The 18,319-nt window shown below is 64.9% G+C and carries 17 protein-coding genes and 1 pseudogene; 5 read left to right on the top strand and 13 right to left on the bottom strand.

Annotation, left to right across the window (positions count from 1 at the left end):
* Positions 1–77: 77 nt before the first annotated feature.
* Both QZY44_RS24195 and QZY44_RS24190 read left to right on the top strand, forming a co-directional pair.
* Complete coding sequence (locus QZY44_RS24195) at positions 78–1,511, top strand: UbiA family prenyltransferase (RefSeq protein WP_295454103.1); 1,434 nt, start codon at positions 78–80, stop codon at positions 1,509–1,511.
* A 196-nt stretch (positions 1,512–1,707) separates the two neighbouring features.
* Positions 1,708–2,454: an SDR family oxidoreductase gene (locus QZY44_RS24190; RefSeq protein WP_295454192.1), complete on the top strand. Its 747-nt coding sequence runs from the start codon at positions 1,708–1,710 to the stop codon at positions 2,452–2,454.
* A 56-nt stretch (positions 2,455–2,510) separates the two neighbouring features.
* On the opposite strand, the gene QZY44_RS24185 is transcribed toward QZY44_RS24190, so the two are convergent.
* Positions 2,511–3,068: a CDP-alcohol phosphatidyltransferase family protein gene (locus QZY44_RS24185; RefSeq protein ID WP_295454100.1), complete on the bottom strand. Its 558-nt coding sequence runs from the start codon at positions 3,066–3,068 to the stop codon at positions 2,511–2,513.
* A 132-nt stretch (positions 3,069–3,200) separates the two neighbouring features.
* On the opposite strand from QZY44_RS24185, the gene purM reads away from it, so the two are divergent.
* Together purM and purN are read left to right on the top strand one after the other, a co-directional pair.
* Positions 3,201–4,274: a phosphoribosylformylglycinamidine cyclo-ligase gene (purM, locus tag QZY44_RS24180; RefSeq protein ID WP_295454097.1), complete on the top strand. Its 1,074-nt coding sequence runs from the start codon at positions 3,201–3,203 to the stop codon at positions 4,272–4,274.
* A complete protein-coding gene (gene purN, locus QZY44_RS24175) occupies positions 4,267–4,944 on the top strand; it encodes a phosphoribosylglycinamide formyltransferase (RefSeq protein ID WP_295454092.1) in 678 nt (225 codons plus the stop codon). The genes purM and purN overlap by 8 nt, the downstream gene beginning before the upstream one ends.
* Positions 4,945–5,153: 209 nt before the next feature.
* Here the strand turns inward: purN and QZY44_RS24170 are convergent, their stop codons facing one another.
* Positions 5,154–5,786: a hypothetical protein gene (locus QZY44_RS24170; RefSeq protein ID WP_295454088.1), complete on the bottom strand. Its 633-nt coding sequence runs from the start codon at positions 5,784–5,786 to the stop codon at positions 5,154–5,156.
* A 106-nt stretch (positions 5,787–5,892) separates the two neighbouring features.
* Here QZY44_RS24170 and QZY44_RS24165 point away from each other — a divergent pair, with 106 nt between their 5' ends.
* Positions 5,893–6,756, top strand: a complete 864-nt coding sequence (locus QZY44_RS24165; RefSeq protein ID WP_295454085.1) for an SDR family oxidoreductase — start codon at positions 5,893–5,895, stop codon at positions 6,754–6,756.
* 3 nt (positions 6,757–6,759) lie between these two features.
* On the opposite strand, the gene QZY44_RS24160 is transcribed toward QZY44_RS24165, so the two are convergent.
* The 11 genes and pseudogenes from QZY44_RS24160 to QZY44_RS24110 all read right to left on the bottom strand — a co-directional run bounded on the left by QZY44_RS24160 (position 6,760) and on the right by QZY44_RS24110 (position 18,094).
* Entirely contained in the window at positions 6,760–7,383 is a 624-nt protein-coding gene (locus tag QZY44_RS24160) for a V-type ATP synthase subunit D (protein WP_295454083.1), read from the bottom strand.
* A 24-nt stretch (positions 7,384–7,407) separates the two neighbouring features.
* Positions 7,408–7,716: a YkgJ family cysteine cluster protein gene (locus tag QZY44_RS24155; RefSeq protein ID WP_295454080.1), complete on the bottom strand. Its 309-nt coding sequence runs from the start codon at positions 7,714–7,716 to the stop codon at positions 7,408–7,410.
* 82 nt (positions 7,717–7,798) lie between these two features.
* A complete protein-coding gene (locus tag QZY44_RS24150; protein WP_295454078.1) occupies positions 7,799–8,218 on the bottom strand; it encodes a hypothetical protein in 420 nt (139 codons plus the stop codon).
* 15 nt (positions 8,219–8,233) lie between these two features.
* Positions 8,234–9,043 (bottom strand): endonuclease/exonuclease/phosphatase family protein, encoded by an 810-nt coding sequence (locus QZY44_RS24145; RefSeq protein ID WP_295454074.1) that lies wholly within the window; start codon positions 9,041–9,043, stop codon positions 8,234–8,236.
* 54 nt (positions 9,044–9,097) lie between these two features.
* The gene (locus QZY44_RS24140) at positions 9,098–9,577 is read right to left on the bottom strand and encodes a DUF29 domain-containing protein (protein WP_295454069.1); all 480 of its coding nucleotides are present in this window, start codon (positions 9,575–9,577) and stop codon (positions 9,098–9,100) included.
* Positions 9,578–9,710: 133 nt separating this feature from the next.
* On the bottom strand, positions 9,711–11,090 hold the full coding sequence (locus QZY44_RS24135; RefSeq protein WP_295454067.1) for a V-type ATP synthase subunit B: 1,380 nt from the start codon (positions 11,088–11,090) through the stop codon (positions 9,711–9,713).
* Between the two features lie 10 nt (positions 11,091–11,100).
* On the bottom strand, positions 11,101–13,404 hold the full coding sequence (locus tag QZY44_RS24130) for a patatin-like phospholipase family protein (protein WP_295454062.1): 2,304 nt from the start codon (positions 13,402–13,404) through the stop codon (positions 11,101–11,103).
* Positions 13,405–13,696: 292 nt separating this feature from the next.
* Positions 13,697–16,000, bottom strand: coding sequence for a patatin-like phospholipase family protein (locus QZY44_RS24125; RefSeq protein WP_295454058.1), 2,304 nt, complete (start codon positions 15,998–16,000; stop codon positions 13,697–13,699).
* A 194-nt stretch (positions 16,001–16,194) separates the two neighbouring features.
* Complete coding sequence (locus QZY44_RS24120) at positions 16,195–17,466, bottom strand: MBL fold metallo-hydrolase (RefSeq protein WP_295454055.1); 1,272 nt, start codon at positions 17,464–17,466, stop codon at positions 16,195–16,197.
* Positions 17,467–17,520: 54 nt separating this feature from the next.
* Positions 17,521–17,883 (bottom strand): annotated as a pseudogene (locus tag QZY44_RS24115) (YgjP-like metallopeptidase domain-containing protein).
* The gene (locus QZY44_RS24110; protein WP_295454052.1) at positions 17,837–18,094 is read right to left on the bottom strand and encodes a hypothetical protein; all 258 of its coding nucleotides are present in this window, start codon (positions 18,092–18,094) and stop codon (positions 17,837–17,839) included. The pseudogene QZY44_RS24115 and the gene QZY44_RS24110 overlap by 47 nt, the downstream one beginning before the upstream one ends.
* Between the last annotated feature and the right edge of the window lie 225 nt (positions 18,095–18,319).

Raw genomic sequence — 18,319 nt, 5'->3', positions numbered from 1 at the left:
GTTGCGATCAGACGCGGATTTTCGCAAGCGCCTTACGGCATTTTTCTTGCCATGACGGAGTATGAGGTAACGAACGGATGACCGATGTTGTTCTGGCCATTGACCTCGACGGCACCCTGCTGCGCACCGACAGCTTGCTCGAATCGCTGTTCTTGTTGATGCGTGAGCGCCCCCTGGCGTTGGGTCGCGGGGTCCTGAGGTTGGCGCGGGGACGTGCCGCATTCAAGGGCTGGGTGGCCGACAGCGCACGACTGGACGTCGCGGTGCTACCGCTCAATACCCCCTTATTGGATTGGTTGCAGGCCGAACGCGCGGCCGGCCGTCGGCTGGTGCTGGCAACGGCCGCCGACCGGCGGATCGCCGAGGCGGTGGCCGCGCGCGTGGGTCTGTTCGACACGGTGTTGGCGACCGAGGCGGGGCGCAATCTCAAGGGCGAGGCCAAGGCGTTCGAGTTGGTTGAACGCTTTGGCAAGGATGGTTTCGACTATGTCGGAGACTCCCATGCCGACCTGCCGGTGTGGCGGGAGGCGCGTCGGGCCATCGTCGTGGGTGGGCCTGGGTTGGAGCGCGCGGCGCGCCGCGTGGCCGAGGTCGAGCGGGTCTTCGCGCCGCAGCACGGTCGCGCGACGGCGCTGCTGCGCGCCATGCGGCCCCACCAATGGGTGAAAAACTTGCTGCTCTTTCTGCCGCTGGTTGCCGCGCACGCGGCGACCGACGGAGCGCGTCTGCTCGCCGCCGCTCTCGCCTTCCTCGCCTTCGGGCTGAGCGCCTCCGCGGTCTATCTGTTCAACGACCTGCTCGACCTGGCCGCCGACCGGCGCCACCCGCGCAAGTGCCGCCGCCCCTTCGCCGCCGGTGACCTGCCGCTGGCCTGGGGTTTGCTGCTCACGCCGCTTCTGCTGTTGACCGCCGCGACCCTGAGTCTGCTGGTCTTACCGCCGGCTTTTACTCTGGTACTCGGGGGGTATGTCTTGTTGAGCAGCGCCTACTCCGTTGGACTCAAGCGCAAACCTATCCTGGATGTCATGCTGCTGGCTGCGCTCTATACGGTGCGGGTGATTGCGGGCGCCGCCGCGGTGGCGGTTCCGGCCTCCTTCTGGCTGCTCGCCTTTTCCATGTTCATCTTCCTGAGCCTGGCGCTCAGCAAGCGCTACACGGAACTGCAGGGTTTGCCGCAACGCGGTGAGTTGACCGCCGCCGGGCGCGGCTGGCACGTCGATGACCTGCCGCTGGTGCAAAGCCTGGGGACTTCTGCCGGCCTGGCCTGTGTGCTGGTGCTGGCGCTCTATATCGACAGCGCCCCGGCGCAGCGCCTTTATGCGACCCCCGAGGCGCTCTGGCTGGTCTGTCCGCTGCTGCTCTACTGGATCAGCCGCCTCTGGTTCAAGACCCACCGCGGCGAGATGCACGATGACCCGGTGGTGTTCGCGTTGCGTGATCCCGTGAGCCTCCTCATTGGTGCACTCAGCGCCGGCATTGTCATCCTGGCCACGCTCTGGGTTGCGCCGTGACCACTGCAACAGGCAAAGGTATGGCACAACCCGCTTTAGTCTTCGGTCTGTCAGAACACATCCGCGGGGATTCTTGCCGCGTCTTCGCGCATCATCCGAGTATTGAGCGCGTGCAGAGGTTCAATTAATGAAAAATGACCGTCATAATGTTATCGCCATTGGCGGAAATCACAAGAGATTACACGGCATCTCTGGTCTGAAGCGTGCGTCAAGCGTGTTAGTCTTGGGAGCAACTTCAGCGATTGCTGAGCACTTGGCGCGTCACCTGGCTGCGAGGGGCGCATCACTTTATCTCACCGGCCGTAGCGGCGAACGACTCACAGTGATCGCGGCGGATTTGCGGATTCGCGGTGCCGCTGAAGTGGCGATTGAGCAACTCGATGTCATCGACCGTCCCGCGTTGAACGGTATCGTCGCGCGTGCCGCCCAAGCCCTCGGCAGCCTCGACACTGTACTGTTTGCCGCCGGCCTGCTGCCGGATCAGACCCAGGTCGAGACCGATCCGGCGCTGCTGCGCCTGACGCTGGAGGTCAACGCCATCAGCGCCATGGTGGTGCTCAACGCGGCCGCCGCTTACTTCGAGCGCCAGGGCCACGGTCAGCTCGTCGCCATCGGCTCGGTGGCCGGTGATCGCGGCCGCGCGGCCAACGATGCCTACGGGGCCGCCAAAGGGGCGCTGGAGATCTTCATGTCGGGGCTGCGCCAACGCCTGCATAAGAGCGGCGTGCAGGTGCTGCTGGTCAAACCGGGTTTTGTCGACACGCCGATGACGGCGGGTTTTGCCAAGGGGCCGCTGTGGGCGAGTCCCGAACGGGTCGCCCAAGACATCGTCCGGGCCATGGATCGGGGGCGCTCCGTGATCTACACGCCTTGGTTCTGGCGCGGGATCATGCTCATTATCCGCCACCTCCCGGAGCGGCTCTTCGTGCGACTGCGCTTCTGATGGCCGACGACAGCGCCCTCTTGGAGGTGAGCCCGCACGCGATTCTGGAGCGCCGTCTACTCCTCCCGCCAACCATGGCTGCGGGCCTTGGCCGACCATACCAGAACATACTGCACGCCGCTGACCAGGATAGTGATCAGACAGGCCCAGGTCAGGGCCGTGATCACCCAGTTGGGCATCGGCATGGGTCCGGCGTCCGTGATCGCGGCGATCACCAGCACGATCTGAAACAGGGTGTTGATTTTGCTGCTCAGGGTCGGTGCGGCCTCCAGCTCCTCGACCCGGTAGTTGTACAGTAGTGCCCCGGCCACGATGAGCAGGTCCCGAAAGATGGCCGCCATCACCAGCCACACCGGGATCAGGCCCATGGAGCCTAAGACCAGCAGACAGCTCACCAGCAGGGCCTTGTCCGCCAAGGGGTCGAGGATTCCGCCCAACCGGCTCTGCCAGCCGTAGCCTTTCGCCAGAAAGCCGTCGACCCCATCGGAAATACCGGCGACCGCGAACAGCACCAGTGCCCAGCCAAATTGTTGGGTCAGCAACAGCCACACCACCGGGATCACGGCGACCAGGCGCAACGCACTGATGATGTTTGGGATGTCGCTGGGCCTCACGTTGGATAGACCGATGGCGCCGGTAATCGGCTCTAAAGCGATATGCTAGCCCGATGGGGCCGCGCTGTCCAAGGCGGTGACGGGCGCGGGTTGCGGGTAGAATCACACCATGTACCCCACCGGAGCCCCCGCGTGTCCCAGGAAACCGAACCACAACCCTCCCGATCACTCAGTTACCGCGATGCCGGCGTCGATATCGACGCCGGTGCGGCCCTCGTCGAGCGCATCAAGCCACTGGCCGCCGCCACCACCCGCCCCGGGGTTGTATCCGGCCTGGGTGGCTTTGGGGCACTCTTCGCACTGCCCGTGCGGGACTATCGGGAGCCGGTCCTGGTCTCCGGGACCGACGGGGTGGGTACCAAGCTGCGGCTGGCCATCGCGCTGAAGCGCCACGACACCATCGGCATCGACTTGGTGGCCATGTGTGTCAACGATATCCTGGTGAGTGGTGCAGAGCCGCTGTTCTTCCTGGATTATTACGCGACCGGCCGGCTGGAACTGGAGGTCGCCACCGCGGTAATCACCGGCATCGCCCGCGGCTGCGAACTGGCGGGCTGCGCCCTGACCGGCGGGGAGACCGCCGAGATGCCCGGGATGTACAGCGCCGGGGACTATGACCTGGCGGGCTTCTGTGTGGGCATCGCCGAGCGCTCGGCGTTGATCCTGCCCGAGCGGGTCCGCCCGGGGGACCAATTGATCGGGCTCGCCGCCTCCGGGCCGCACTCCAACGGGTACTCCCTGATCCGTAAGGTGATCGAGGTAAGCGGGGCGGATCTGGCAGCGGACCTGGACGGGGCGACCCTGGGTGAGCGGCTGCTCGCCCCCACCCGCATCTATGTGCGCTCGGTGCTGCCGCTCACCCGGGCGCTGCATGTGCATGGCTTGGCCCATATCACCGGCGGCGGGATCACCGAGAACCTGCCGCGCGTCTTGCCGGCGGGGACCCAGGCGCGGGTGGATATGGCGAGCTTCCGGCGCCCGGCGGTTTTCGATTGGCTCCAGACCCAGGGTGGCATCACCGAGGCGGAGCTGCGCCGCACCTTCAATTGCGGCATCGGCATGGTGCTCTGTGTCGCGCGTGAGGATACCGATACCGCGCTCACCATGTTGCGCTCTGCCGGGGAGGAGGCCTGGGTGCTGGGTGAGATCGAGTCCGCCACGGGGGCGCCGCGGGTGGTCTACGGTGACGCGGCCGACCATGACTGAGGCGGCTGCCGCTCTGCTGCCGGTGGTCGTGTTGATCTCCGGGGGCGGCAGCAATTTGGGCGCATTGATCGCGGAGCAGTCGCGCTGGCCCTATCGGATTGTCGCGGTGATCAGCAACCAGCCCGGGGCTCGGGGGTTGGAGCGGGCGCGCGCGGCGGGTATCCCGGCGCAGGTTCTTGATCATCGTGCCTATCCGGACCGGGCGGCCTATGACTTGGCCTTGGCCGCGGCGATCGACCGCCATGACCCCGGCCTGGTGGCGCTGGCCGGCTTCATGCGCATCCTCACGCCGGCCTTCGTCGCCCGCTATCCTGGGCGCCTGCTCAACATCCACCCGTCACTGTTGCCCAAGTACCCCGGTCTGCACACCCACCGCCGCGCACTGGAGGCGGGGGAGCGCGCGCATGGGGCAAGTGTGCACTTTGTCACCGCGCAGTTGGACGGTGGCCCGGTGATCATGCAGGCGCGCCTCCCGGTGCTGCCGGGGGACTCGCCCGAGACCCTGGCAGCGCGGGTGCTGGTGCAGGAGCACCGGCTCTACCCGCGCACGGTCGGCTGGTTCGCGCAGGGACGACTGCGGCTGGGGGGCGACGGGCAGGTGCAGTTCGACGGGGTGGCGCTTGGTGCGCCGCTCGATCTCAACGCGCTGCCAGCGGTTGAGCAGGTGTGAACGAAGACAGTGAAGCGCAGATCCCGCTACCATCCGGGAGTCAGCGTGAGATCAAGAAATAGAAAGGGTTAACAGGATTTACAGGAACTGCTCGTGCTGGGCATTGCAGCTGGGAATCCTGTTAATCCTGCGCAATCCTGTTAATCCAGTCCAATTTCCCGCCGCCCGCTCGACCGACGAAGTGGGACCGGGAGTTCCGCTTCGCGGTACTAATGGGGCAGGTAGCCGGCCCTGTCCATGCTGTCCGTCACTGACTCGATCACCTCGTTGATGGTGGTCTTCTCGGAGCCCGGGTCCATGGTCTCGGAGCGGGTGGACCAGAGCAGTTTCTGACGGGGGACGTCGTAGAGGTTGGTCTCCAGTTGCAGCACCGGGTAGGTGGCGTAATATCCGGGCTCGGTGACATAGCTATAGACCCGTTGGTAATAAGGGTAGAGGCTGCCGTAGAGGTTCGGATTCACATAGGTGCCGGCCGGGATATAGACGGTCTGGGCGCGTGCGCCAACCAGGTGGGTGACGATGACCCCGTCGGCCCCCGATTGTTCGACCACCTTCTTGACCGCCTTGACATCGCCCAGACCGCCCGCGGGTAGCAGGCGATGGCCGGCGCGCGCCTTGACCCCCTGTTGGCGCAGCGCGGCGACGAAGTTGTTTTCATAGGCGTCTCGGACTCGAGCGTTCGCGGCAATGCCGAATACCAGCAGGTTGCGGTAGGGCCTGGGGGTGACCGTGGGGTCACTCCAGGAGGAGGCGACGATGGGGGTCGAGGAGCAGCCGCCACCCAGGAGGGCGACGAGCAGGGACATCAACAAGAGGGCGATGCCGGTTCGGGCTGGACGCATCGGGTCGATCCTTAAGGACTTGGTCGGGGCAACCCCCGGTCTGGCGACGAGTTTGACCGCTTCAGGGCATCGAAAGCAAGGCGGTCGGCGCTGTGGAGTGAATTGAGTGAGCAAGATGATCATCGTTGGTTGTGGATATGTGGGCACGCCGCTCGCGCGCCAATACCTGGGGCTTGGTCAGCCGGTCCTCGGCGTGGTTCAGACCCAGGCGGGGGCGCAGCGGCTCGCTGCGGCCGGGATCACGGCCTGGCGCGCCGACCTGGCGGGCGACGACCTGGACGCGCTGCCGTTGGATGGTGCGTTGGTCTTCCACCTGGCACCCCCCCCGGATCAGGGGCGCGAGGACCTGCGCACGCGCCGCCTGGTCGACGCCTTCGCCCGGGCCGGCCAGCCGCGGCGGTTGGTCTATATCAGTACCACCGGGGTCTATGGGGACTGCGGCGGGGCCTGGGTCGACGAGTCCTGGCCCGCCCGCCCGGGTGTGGACCGGTCGCACCGCCGTTGGGACGCCGAAGAGACCCTGCGGCGCTGGAGTGAGGTGAGCGGGGGTGAACTCGTGATCCTGCGGGTCGCCGGGATCTACGGCCCGGGGCGCCTGCCGCTAGAGCGCATCCGTCAGGGGGTACCCATGGTGCGTTCGGAGGATTCGCCCTTCAGCAACCGTATCCATGTCGATGACCTGGTGGCGGCTTGCATGCTCGCCATGCAGCGCGGCCAACCCGGTGCAGTCTACAACGCCTGTGACGACTCCCCGAGCAGCATGACCGACTATTTCCTTGCCATCGCGGACGCCGCCGGCCTGCCGCGGCCGCCCCTGATCCCGTTGGCGCAGGCGCCGGGCCAGGTCTCGGCGGCGATGCTGTCCTATCTCGCCGAGTCTCGGCGACTGAGCAATTGCAAGCTGCGCGAGGAGTTGGGGCTGCGCCTGCGCTATCCGAGTCTGGCCGACGGATTGCCGTCCTGCTTGTGAACCTCAGGCGCTGGTTCGCTCGCGCAGGAGCTTCACCTGGAACAGGGTGTTGCGCTCATCCTCCTCCAAGGCCGACTGGATGAAATGGATGGTCCGGCGGTAGCGCGGGATGATGTTGTACTTGAGCGCGTTGACCCGCTTCTGCGCCTTGCGCTGTTCTTCCATCAGCCGGTGCAGGGCGGTCTCCACCTCCCCCAGGCGGGCCAGCAGGACGGCGGCGTTGGCCAGGTTGTCGCGGCTGGTGTCAAAGCTCGCGTCGGTGCCGAGCAGGCCCACGGGTTTCAGCGGCAACCGCTGCGCCGTCACCGCGGGGTATTCCACGCCCAGTGCGCGCCGCGGGAGTATGTCTACCTTGAGCGCCGGTTCGGCCCCGAAGGCCGCTTGGCGGATACCGCGGCTGCCCATGCGCAGGTGGGTGAGGCTCAAGCAGCGGAAGGCACCCGCCAGTGCCTCCTGCGCCTGCGCGCGCAGGCTGCGGTATTCGCCGATGCGTTCGTAGACCAGGCGGGTGAGGAGTTCGCGCTTGCGTTCCAGTAGATCGTGTCCGTTCTCGAGGAAGGTGACCTGCTTCTTGAGTTTGAGCAGGGTGTTCTTAGTGGGTGGGACTTTGATCAGTGGTTGGGTCATGGTGTCTCGGCGGTGATGCAGCGGTTAGTCGCCAGCCCAGTTTGCGCGCTCATCAATACAGTCAGGTCCGCCCTCATCGAATTCGCGGCAGATCAGCGGGCGCTGCGCATAGATGCGGCAACGCAGGGTGTCGCGATCCAGCGCGGCGCACCAGCCGTCCGGCAGGCGGTCCATCGACGCGACGCCCCCCGGGTTCGAGCGGGTGAAACGGCGAGGGACTCCGGTCTCGGTGATGCACAGCACTTCGAGCCGGCAGCAGACGGCGGCGCAGGTGTCGCAGGTGATGGGGGACTGCGGCGCGGCAGACAAGAGTTCGTCGGGTGTCTTGGGCATGGATTAGAGGTCGCTACGCTGCAACGCTACGTATTTTCAGACCGGATCGAGCATAGTGCGCACTGGGTCACGACTATATACATCAGTTCGCTTGGATCTGTGCCAATAGTCCGGAAATCGCCCGGCGGACGCGATCCGATTGGAGAACCTTTGCCACGGCCTCTTCAAATGCTCGTTCGTCGCGGCATTCGATTGGCTCGGCGTCGGCTGTTACCCAGGCAGGGTAAAGTTCAACGCCATGTCCGACTCGGAGGATTTCGTAGGTGTAGTTATTGAGGCTCGGTGCGACGATGCGCATCGCCACCTCAAAACCAGAACGGTCGGCCTGAATTCGGGCGTCAGCATACAGTAAGCCTTTCGTCGCCTGTGCCAGCATTTGCCCCTGTTCCCGCAGGATCGCGACAGGGGCAAGAACCGGTGAGACCTCGGGGAGAGCCCCCCAAAGATTCGCAACGGGGCGGATACTGTCCGGGGTTACCGTTTGGGTAACTGCTTGGGTCATTGTCTTGGCCTCGCTCTAGGTTCTGACGGTGAAGGTGATAGGCAGATGATCGGAAAACTCCTTTGCTAGTCGCCCGTTGCGCAACAGGCTTGCGCCGTTGACAGCGGTGATGATACTGACGTCATGATCGCGATAGTCCTCCAGCAAGGCGGGCCGGTACAGGACTTGATCAAAGATATTCCAATAGTAATTCGTGGGCCGGCCCGAATCGTAATAATATGTCCCGGGCGGGCCGCGCGTCTCGTCGCCGAGAAAATTCCACATCGGATTGTAAAAATACCTGCGTTCTTCGCCGTAAACTTTGCGCGTTTTCTTTTTTGCGATCTGCTTGCACATCACTGCATGAAGTCCTTCGGAGCCGCAGACTCCCGTCTCAAAGGGGTTCATGTTGAGGTCGCCGACAAGGACTGTTCGGGTATGGCCGCGGCGCGCTTCGGCTTCCTGTAGCTGCATGGCGATGCGCGGCATCAGGTGTGACTGATCTGAATCGGACATATGCAACTTGCTGGGATAGTGCGCGGCCACGAGCAGAATTTCTTTCCCGAATGGCGGAGCGACGGCGTGGATCGAGCAGTAGCGCCTATCATCCGAAACCGGCATGATCGCCTCGGGCGGAAGCCGACTGAACAACGAAATTCGCTCGCACAAACTGAAGACACCGCAGAAGGTGCGATGACTATCGCGGTTGAGTGTTGGCAACAAGATTTCTGCCGGCATGTTACATTCCGAGAGCACCAGCAGGTCGACCTCGTGTTCATCGCACAGTTGCCGTAGCGGTTCGGCCAGCGGTTTGCCGTTGATGTTCCAGAAGAGCACTCGAAGCATAGTAATTTCCAGCGTTCATGCTGCGGCAATTCGTGGCCTTTTCGTGTCTGGTCCTTATGGTAGCTCAGCCCCGCCCGGCCCCGGCCAGAATGTCTCGTCCAACACTTGTTCGACAGTATAGGGGCAAACCTCCGAAAAAGAGGACTCCGGCAACTCCGTCTCCAGGATAGCGTTGTCGCGGGCCTCCTCATAACTCTCCGCAACCAGTTCGGGGACGCGGCTGACCAGGCTCGGACTGTCCCGGAGCAGGTCGTTGGCACCGTCCCGAGCATTGTAGATCGAGGCCCGCCAATTGCGGCTGCGCTGCTCGGGCTGAAGCTCCCACTTGAGCAGGTGTAGGAGCAACACCACGAGGTGGTTTTCGACGGCCCGTCTTTCGCCGCGTCCAAGACACTCCAACTCCTCGGCGATGTTGGGGATGTCCGCTTCGGCGAATCGCCCTTGGCGGAGCAGGGCGGCGTTCTCGAACAGCCACCGGCTGAAGTCGATCTCGTAGAGGTCGCTGATCGTGATGGGAGTTGGGACCAGGGTCATGTTCGACACCAAATGTCACGCCCCTTAAGGGCTGATGGGTTGGCTGGTGTTACCCCAGGGCGTTGCCCTGGGCTGCTATGTCGCGCCCCTTCGGGGCTTGAGATGCCCGTGGGGGGCAAGCGGCACGGGGCGCTCAATCCGTCCCCGTGTAATATTTCGCCAGATCGGTCTCGTTCATACGCGTGAGGCTGTCGCGCGGGAAGGCGCTCATCAGTTCCCAGGCAAGGTTCAGGGTCGCGTCGATGGAGCGGTCCTCGGACTCGCCTTGGCCGACGAAGCGCTGGTCGAAGGCGTCGGCGAAGGCGAGGAAGCGGCGGTCGCGCTCGGAGAGTTCATCCGCGCCGATGATGGAGGCGAGGTTGCGGGTCTCCTGCGCGCGGGCATAGAGCGCATAAATCTGGCCAGCGACCCGTGGGTGATCCTCGCGGGTGTCGTCCTTGCCGATGCCGTCCTTCATCAGGCGCGACAGGCTCGGTGAGATATGCACCGGGGGGTAAATCCCCTGATTGTGTAATTCGCGCGAGAGTACGATCTGACCCTCGGTGATATAGCCGGTAAGGTCGGGGATGGGGTGGGTGATGTCATCCGACGGCATGGAGACCACCGGCATCATGGTGATAGAGCCGTGGCGCTCGTGAATGCGCCCGCAGCGTTCATAGATCTCGGCCAGATCGGAATAGAGATAGCCCGGATAGCCCTTGCGTGCCGGCACGTCGCCCTTGGCGGTGGCGACCTCGCGCAGGGCCTCGGCGTAATAGGTCATGTCGGTCATCACCACCAGTACATGGCGGTCGAGATCATAGGCCAGGTACTCGGCGGCGGTGAGCGCGGTGCGTGGCAGGGTCAGGCGCTCCACTGGCGGATCGTCCGCCAGGTTGATGAACATGACGACATTGCGCAGTACGCCGGAGCTGGCGAACTCCTCCCGGAAGAAGCGGGCGTCCGCGTAAGAGACACCCATGGCGGCGAAAACGATGGAGAAGCTGGTGTCCTCGTCTTTGAGCTTGGCCTGGCGCACGATCTGGGCGGCGAGCCGGTTGTGGGGCAGCCCGGAGCCGGAGAAGATCGGCAGCTTCTGGCCGCGCACCAGGCTGTTGAGCCCATCGATGGTCGAGATGCCGGTCTGGATGAATTCGCGCGGGTAGGTGCGGGCGGCCGGGTTGATGGCGGAACCGCTCACCGGCCGACGCAGGTTGGCGAGGATCGGCGGGCGGCCGTCGCGGGGCTCGCCCAGGCCGTTGAACTCACGACCCAGCAGCTCGGGTGACAGGGCTATTTCTACCGGTTCGTCCAGGAAACGCACCCAGGTATGGTCGAGATCCAGGTCGTCGGTGCCCTCGAAGACCAGGATCAGCACCTCGCTGTCGGCGCTGCGGATCACCTGCCCGTTGCGCACTGCGCCCGCGTGGTTCTCGATCCGCACCCGGTCGCCGAAGGCGATACCCGGGGCGTCCTTGACCACCAGGAGTCCGCCGCGGGCCTGGATTGCCGTCCGGTATTCTTTGATGCTCATTGTCTTTGCCTCAGGGTCGTCCGAACATGACATAGGTGGTGGTGGACCCGTCCCCGGCGATACCCAGGGCCAGAAACGCCGGGCCAACCCAGGTATCGGCACCGAGGAACAGGCTGCTGCCGAAACGGGTCCCGGGTCGGGTCCTGCCGGGATCGGTATGCTCCAGTCGGCCGACTTCCAGTGAGCCGCCGAGATAGATGCCGCGGCCCACCGGCGCTTGCAGGCTGGCAATCTTGCGGGCGTAGACGAGCGAGCCGAAGCCGAATCGGTTGGCGCGGAATTGTTCGACGGGATAGCCGGACAATTGCAGGAATCCACCCAGTGCGAACTGGTCCTCGTAGGGCATCCGATTGCCGATGGCCGCGCCGCCCATGACATGCAGGCTCAGCGTGTTGTCCCCGCGGCTGGCGGACGCCTCCCAGGACCCGGACACCCGGTTGAAGCTCTGGTCCGCCCCCATGGCGCGATGAGGCGACCATGCCTCAAAGACCAGACGGTTTCCGTGGTGGGAAAAAAAGGCGCTGTCCAGGGTGTCATAGACAAAGCGCCCACGCAGTCCGTTCTCGTTGCGCGTCCCTTCGGGGAATGGGGTGGTGCCGGTGTCTTCCCGGCTGACGACCGTGCTCAGGGCCGCGCCCAGGCGCAGTTGCGCGTTCGGGCCGAACAGCTTCGTCCCCCAGTCCAGGGCGAGTATGGTACGGGTGACATCATAGCGCGCGATGCGTGTGTCCCGCGCAAAGACGCTGAGCGGGGTGCTCGCGATACCGACGCTGGGCACGATAAAGGTGCTTCCAGAGGCCGCGAGTGGTTGATAGAATTCACTGTAGAGATCGAGCGTGCTGCCGAGTTGGGCGGTCGTGTACCACTCGGCACCGAGTCGATTGACCCAGGTGCGCCGATAGGTCCCACGCACCCCGAGCGCGGTGTAGCCCTCGAAATCAGTCATGATCCCGGCCCCGAAGGTGAGATAGCCGGGTCCCCAGGGCTTCTCGCGGGCATTGACGATCAAACGGTTGGCGTTGCCGGGCGGGTCTCCCGGGCGTCCCGGTTGGCGCTCCAGGTGATAGTTGATGTTCGCGAAGTCACCCTGGCCATAGATCGCGGAGATGTCCGCGTCCAACTGCTGGGGATCCAGTGGCCGTCCCTGCTGGTGCTCGGTGAGCCCTTTGAACACGGCCGGATTGACCCGGTGCAGGCCTGCGACCGTCACCTCGGTGATCGGGGCAGTATCCGCGGCGGGGTGGCGGTGGCTCGCCTGCCAGGCGGCCCAGGCCTCCGGGGTCAGGCTCAGGTGCCGCAGGCGCGCGGCGGCGGCGTGTCCGGCGGCCATCCCGATGCGGATGGCATCGGTGGCGCGATCGAAGTCGCCTGAGCCAATGTCACCCAGGTCGGGTGAGATTAAGATATCCCGGCCGGGACGCAGCAGCTTGAGCGAGCGATCCACGTTCTGCTGGGTGAGGATCTGCACCATCTGCCCGAGTACCCCGACCACCGAATTCAATTGCTCCGGTGGCAGATAGGAACTCCCCAGGTTGACCGCGATCACCAGGTCCACACCCATGCCCCGCGCCACATCGATGGGGAGGTTGCGCACCAACCCGCCATCGACATAGGGGTGGTGGTCGATCCGCACCGGGGCGAAGACCCCGGGGACCGACATGCTGGCACGCATCACCTCCGGCAGCGCACCGGAGTCGAAGACCTTCATGTCGCCGTTCTCCAGGTTGGTGGCGATGGCACGGAACGGGATCGGCAGGTCATCGAAGCGCCGCACCCCCCGCGCGCCAGTCACCAGGTTACTGAAAAACAGCTCGACCTTTTGACCGGCCAGCGCGCCCTGGGGCAGCTGGAGCAGGTCGCTCAAGAAGGCCCCGGCCGCTTGCTTGGGTGCTTGCCCGGTCAAGGCGCCCTTGGGTAGGCGCAGCTTGTCGGCATTCACGCCGATGCTGAAGTCGAAGGCCGGTTGCTGGTCCTGCTCCTTGCGCCGGATGGGCCAATCGGCCCGCGGCGGGTCATCGACGAACAGTTGGTCCCAGTCCGCGGAGCTCAGGCGCTGCTGCATCTCGGCCGGGCTCACGCCACTCGCGAAGGCTCCACCGACCAGCGCGCCCATGCTGGTACCGACCACCACACTGATTGGAATGCGCAGTTCCTCCAGCACCTTGAGCACCCCCACGTGGGCCGCGCCGCGGGCTCCGCCGCCGCTCAACACCAGGCCGATGCGCGGGTGGGTGACGGGGCCGGGAGGGGCGCCATGTGTGGCATTGGGTAGGGGCCAGCAGCAGAGCAACAGCAGAATCATCAGGCGTCGCATCAGCGGTACTCCAGGGACAGGGTGGCGCAAGGGCGCATCTGCGCGATGATACCCGAGCCGGCGATGCGAACCCCGACCCCTGGACGGGATGGCTTTGACTAATACTCTGACCGCCAACCTCGCGGTGCCTGGTCGCGGCCGGGGGCCGCTCCTACGCCGTCGGAGCGGCCCCCAGGCCGCGACGAATGTCAGCCGGGATCTGACCGGATGAATGTCCAAGGACCGACCGCTCATATCAGCGCAGCAGTGGTGAGGCCAAATGCTGGATGGATTTCACGGGGCAGTCTTGGGCTCAGGGTCGTCCGACCATGATGTAGGTAGTCGTGGACCCGTCCCCGGCGATACCCAGGGCCAGAAACGCGGGGCCAAGCCAGGTATCGGCCCCGAGGAAGAGGCTGCTGCCGAAACGGGTCCCGGGGCGGGTCCATCCTGCATCGGTGTGCTCCAGTGTGCCGACCTCCAACGAGCCGCCGAGATAGATGCCGCGACCCAGCGGCGGTGTCAGGCTGGCAATCTTGCGCGCGTAGACGAGCGAGCCGAAGGCGAACCGGTTGGCGCGGAATTGCTCGATGGGATAACCGGACAATTGCAGGAAGCCACCCAGTGCGAACTGGTCGTAGTAGGGCATGGGGTTGCCGATGGCCGCGCCGCCCATGACCTGTGTGCTGAGGGTATTGGCCCCCCGGCTGACGGCCGCGGTCCAGGAACCCGATACCCGGTTAAAGGTCTGATTCGCCCCCATAGCCCGCTGGGGCGCCCATGAATCAAAGACCAGACGGTTCCCGTGGCGGGAGAACATGGCGTTGTCCAGGGTGTCATAGACAAAGCGCCCGCGCAGCCCGCTCTCGTTGCGTGTCGCCTCGGGGAGCACGGGGGTGCCGGTGTCCTTCCTGGTGATGACCGTGCTCAGGGCCAGGCCCAGGCGCAGTTGCGCGTTCGGGCCGAACAGCTTCATCCCCCAATCCAGAGCGAGTGTGCTGCGGGTCACGTCATAGCGCGCGATGCGTGAATTGCCCGCAAAGACGCTGAGCGGGGTGCTGGTGATCCCCAGGCTCGGCACGATAAAGGTCCGGCCGGCGACTCCGAGCGGTTGGTAGAACTCGCTGTAGAGATCGGCCGTGTTGCCGAGCTGGGCGGTTGTGTACCACTCGGCACCGAGTGAATTGACCCAGGCGCGCCGATAGGTCCCATGCAACCCGACCGCGGTGTAGCCCTCGAAATCAGTCATGATCCCGGCCCCGAAGGTGAGATAGCCGGGTCCCCAGGGCTTCTCACGGGCATTGACGATCAGGCGGTTGGCGTTCCCGGACACCTCTCCCGGCCGCCCAGGTTGGCGATCCAGGTGATAGTTGATGTTGGCAAAGTCACCCTGCCCATAGATCGCGGAGATGTCCGCATCCAACTGCGCCGGCGCCAGTGGCCGCCCCTGCTGGTGCTCGATGAGCGCCTTGAATATCGCCGGATTCACCCGGTTCAGGCCCGCGACCGTCACCTCAGTGATCGGGGCGCTATCCGGGGCGGGAAGCCGGTGGCTCGTCCGCCAGGCGGCCCAGTCCTCCGGGCTCAGACTCAGGTGCCGCAGGCGCGTGGCAGCGGCGCGTCCGGCGGCGACCCCGATGCGGATGGCATCGGTGGCGCGAGCGAAGTCGCCGGCGCCAATGTCACCCAGGTCGGGTGAGATCAAAATGTCACGGCCGGGGCGTAGCGTCTTGAGCGAGCGAGTCACATTCTGCACGGTGAAGAGCCTCACCATTTGCCCGATCACCCCGACCACCGAATTGAGTTGCCGACGCGGCAGATGGGGGCTCCCCAGATTGACCGCGATCACCAGATCGACGCCCAATCGGCGCGCGACATCGATCGGAAGGTTGCGCACCAGGCCGCCGTCCACATAGAGGCGGTTGTCGATCTCCACCGGGGCGAAGACCCCGGGGACCGACATGCTGGCGCGCATCACCTCCGGAAGCGCACCGGAGTCGAAGACCTTCATGTCGCCGTTCTCAAGGTCCGTGGCGACGGCGCGGAACGGGATCGACAGGTCATCGAAGCGCCGCACCCCCTGCGCGTTATTCACCAGGTCGCTGAAAAACAGCTCGACCTTCTGGCCGGCCAGGGCGCCCTGGGGCAACTGGATCAGGTCGCTCAAGAAGGTCCCGGCCGGTTTTTGGGGCGCTTGCCCGGTCACGGTGTGCTTGGGTAAGTGGCGCTTGTTGGCATTCACGCCGATGCTGAAGTCGAAGGCCGGTTGCTGGTCCTGCTCCTTGCGCCTGATGGGCCAATCGGCCCGCGGCGGGTCATCGACGAACAGGTGGTTCCAGTCCGCGGAGCTCAAGTGCTGCTCCATCTGCGCCGGGCTCACGCCGCTCGCGAAGGCCCCACCGACCAGGGCGCCCATGCTGGTGCCAACCACCACACTGATGGGGATGCGCAGTTCCTCCAGCACCTTAAGCACCCCCACATGGGCCGCCCCGCGCGCGCCGCCGCCGCTCAACACCAGCCCGATGCGCGGGTAGGCTGCGGGGCCGGGTGTGGCGCCATGACTGGCATTGGGCAGGATCCAGCAGCAGAGCAACAGCAGGATCATCAGGCGTCGCATCAGCGGTACTCCAGGGGTGGGGAAGCGGCGTGTGCGCGATGATACCCGACCCGGCAGTCCGGACCCCGGCGCATGAACTGGAGCGCCCATCGGCGCAAGATCAGCGCGCCAAAAAAAGGGCCTGAGAGATGACTCGCAGGCCCATCAATTGATGACGCAGGCAATGGCTTCGTTGGTGCGCGACCGAAATTGCCTCAGCCGCGCGGCTTGCCCACGCCGACCTGCAATAGATCCTCGCCGATGATCAGCTTTCCGGAAAACCCCTGCTGCGCCTCTTTAAGTCGCGCCATGGGTGTATTGGCCGGACCGATATGGCTCAAGACCAAGGTCTTGGCCCCACATTGTTCGGCGACCTTGCCCACGTCCTTGATCGGGGTATGCGCCGTGAGCGCGTGGTGGTAGAGCGCATACGCCGGGTCCCCCTCCTTGACCCCCTTGAACGCGACATCCACCCAGGCCTCGTCGATGACCTCGTGCACCAGCACATCCGCGCCCTTGGCCAACTTCTGCAGATTGCCCTTGGTGTCCGGTCCGGTGTCACTGGAGATCACCAGCGAGCCGTCAGCCGTGTCGAAGCGCAGGGCGAACGTCGGATACAACTGGTAATGATCCACCAGGATGGCGCTGACCTTGACCAGGTTGTCGCGATAAATCTCAAACGGTTCCATGGCGGGGCAGGTGTCGTCCCTGGACCAGGGCTTGCCCGGGTCCGGAACCTTGAAGCCGGGTGGCCAGGGGATGACCTTCGGATCGCCGATCTCTCGCACATCAATGATCTTCGGGATATCCGGATACCCTTCGTCGCGGGCACTGTCATTGAAGGTCGTGGCGAAGGCCTGCAACAGGAGCTCCGTGGTCCGCTTGATGCCGGGGCTGGGGGTGACCAGTGCGGGGTCGCGGCTTTGCGCTTCGATGATGGTGCCAGTGTAGCCGGAGTGGTTTTCCTCGAGCCGCCCCCGGTTGCCCGGACCGATGATCGGGAGCTTCTCCTTGGAGCCGAAACCGGCTCTGGCCCCGATCTCCAGAAAGGTCGGGTAGTCGCCGAGGTGGTCCATGTGCATGTGGGTGAAGAAGACCGCCCGCAGATTGGTGAGAAAGGAGCTGAGCTCCAACTGCATGGGGTGGCCTTCGTAGGTGATGAACTGCCCAAAGTTGAAGGCCTCGGCCAAGCGGGCCAGGGAGCCGAACCCCAGATCGATGATATAGATCGCGTCCCCGACCATCAGGACCTGCGAGGCGCTGGCGCGTTTCGAGCCCGGCCACCAGGTCATACCGCCGGTCGTGCCCAGGAGCACGAGCCTGGTGCGGTATTTTGCCATGTCTCGGTCCGCATCCACCGCCGGGGACAGGGTATACCCCTTATCGCCGCCCAGCCCCAAGAGTAACGGGGCCAGGGTGAGTGCACCCACCCCCTTGAGCACGGACCGGCGCCCGATCGTCGACCCACGTTCGTTGTCAGACTTCATGAAACCCTCCGTCATCCGCTAGTCGCAGGTTGGAAATTCGCTGCACGATCAACCTCAGATCCCTTCAACCTCGATTCCGTGTTCAGCCAGCCAGGTCTTGCGCTGGACATAATCAGGCATGGCGCGCTCGACGCGCAGCCAGAATGCGGGTGTGTGGTGCGGCTCGCGCAGGTGGGCGATCTCATGCACCACCACCTATTCCGCGATGCGCGCCGGCAGCAAGATGGGCTTCCAGTGAAAGTATAACCAATCACCCTTGCCGCAAGAGCCCCAGCGGTAGCCCAGGTCCTGCACCTTCACGCCGGCAGGTGCCACTTCCATGCGCGACTGATCGTCGGCGACCCGGCCCCCCAGCCAGGCGCGTGCATGCTCACTGTACCAGCGGATGAAGTGCTCGCGGGCACCGGGACAGGGCATCGCGGCGCAGGGCAAAACGGCCGTTCGCGAGCTTCAGCGCCAGCGCCTCTTCATCGACCAACTTCAGCCGATGGCTGCGCCGCAGATACAGAAAGCCCTCGCCGTCCACGAATTGCTTGCGCGGTACCTGGCGATGCAGCCGGTCCTTCTCGGCCAGTTTGGTATAGATCCAGAAGCTACGGACCTTGGCGCCGACATCCTTGCCCAACACCGGCGTGTCCTTGTACCGGTTACGCGCCCGCGCGTAGATATAGGCCAGACGCTTGGCGTCGCCGCAATAGGGCAGCGCCTCGGGGCCACGGGAGATCCGTTCTAGCCCGCTAGTGCTGGGAACGGCCGCGGGCGGCGGCGGGAGTTCTCGGTCATGCGTAGGTAGTCAAACACGAGGCGGACGTTGCGCGCCAGGCGTTGGATGGTCGCGGCGACGGTGTCGTGG

The organism is uncultured Thiodictyon sp., assembly GCA_903837595.1.
Taxonomy (GTDB): domain Bacteria; phylum Pseudomonadota; class Gammaproteobacteria; order Chromatiales; family Chromatiaceae; genus Thiodictyon.
The sequence above is the reverse complement of the archived record's forward strand: the minus strand, read 5'-3'. Positions and strand labels throughout refer to the sequence as shown.

Coding starts and splice junctions, on each gene's coding strand:
- QZY44_RS24195 (WP_295454103.1), top strand. CDS start 78: ATGACCGATGTTGTTCTGGCCATTGACCTCGACGGCACCCTGCTGCGC.
- purN (WP_295454092.1), top strand. CDS start 4,267: ATGACTGAGGCGGCTGCCGCTCTGCTGCCGGTGGTCGTGTTGATCTCC.
- QZY44_RS24170 (WP_295454088.1), bottom strand. CDS start 5,786: ATGCGTCCAGCCCGAACCGGCATCGCCCTCTTGTTGATGTCCCTGCTC.
- QZY44_RS24160 (WP_295454083.1), bottom strand. CDS start 7,383: ATGACCCAACCACTGATCAAAGTCCCACCCACTAAGAACACCCTGCTC.
- QZY44_RS24155 (WP_295454080.1), bottom strand. CDS start 7,716: ATGCCCAAGACACCCGACGAACTCTTGTCTGCCGCGCCGCAGTCCCCC.
- QZY44_RS24150 (WP_295454078.1), bottom strand. CDS start 8,218: ATGACCCAAGCAGTTACCCAAACGGTAACCCCGGACAGTATCCGCCCC.
- QZY44_RS24145 (WP_295454074.1), bottom strand. CDS start 9,043: ATGCTTCGAGTGCTCTTCTGGAACATCAACGGCAAACCGCTGGCCGAA.
- QZY44_RS24140 (WP_295454069.1), bottom strand. CDS start 9,577: ATGACCCTGGTCCCAACTCCCATCACGATCAGCGACCTCTACGAGATC.
- QZY44_RS24135 (WP_295454067.1), bottom strand. CDS start 11,090: ATGAGCATCAAAGAATACCGGACGGCAATCCAGGCCCGCGGCGGACTC.
- QZY44_RS24130 (WP_295454062.1), bottom strand. CDS start 13,404: ATGCGACGCCTGATGATTCTGCTGTTGCTCTGCTGCTGGCCCCTACCC.
- QZY44_RS24125 (WP_295454058.1), bottom strand. CDS start 16,000: ATGCGACGCCTGATGATCCTGCTGTTGCTCTGCTGCTGGATCCTGCCC.
- QZY44_RS24120 (WP_295454055.1), bottom strand. CDS start 17,466: ATGAAGTCTGACAACGAACGTGGGTCGACGATCGGGCGCCGGTCCGTG.